This window comes from Pseudomonas sp. K5002, from assembly GCF_013386655.1.
Taxonomy (GTDB): Bacteria; Pseudomonadota; Gammaproteobacteria; order Pseudomonadales; family Pseudomonadaceae; genus Aquipseudomonas.
Genome location: NZ_JACARK010001436.1, coordinates 1 through 391, shown reverse-complemented (window position 1 = coordinate 391; position 391 = coordinate 1). Strand labels below are relative to the sequence as shown.

1 protein-coding gene is annotated in these 391 nt (G+C 61.6%); it reads right to left on the bottom strand.

The window, feature by feature from the left end:
- Positions 1–77: 77 nt before the first annotated feature.
- On the bottom strand, positions 78–391 hold a 314-nt coding region (locus tag HX846_RS37010), incomplete at its 5' end, for a MerR family DNA-binding protein (RefSeq protein WP_256740455.1).

Below are 391 nucleotides of genomic sequence, written 5' to 3'. Positions count from 1 at the left end.
ATGTATTGACTGACACTCCGCATTCGCGAGCAAGCCCGCTCCCACATTAGGTTCCGTGCATGCCTGGTTAAACTTGCTCAGGTGCAATAACTGCCCGACGCCAACTCCCTGAGAATCGGGCAATCCGGCCGATGGTCACCCTGGCAGTGTTCCACCAGGTCCTGCAACGTATCGCGCAATTGCCCCAGCTCGCGGATCTTCTGGTTCAGCTCATCGATATGCTGGCGGGCCAGCGCCTTGACGTCGGCACTCGCGCGTCCCCGGTCCTGCCACAGGGTCAGCAACTCGCGCGGCAGACGATGCGCCACCGAGCAAAGCGTCGGAAGAACCGCCACCGCCGCCCTGGATGCAGTGATCCAACGGCGAGTGGATATCCAAATGTGGGAGCGGG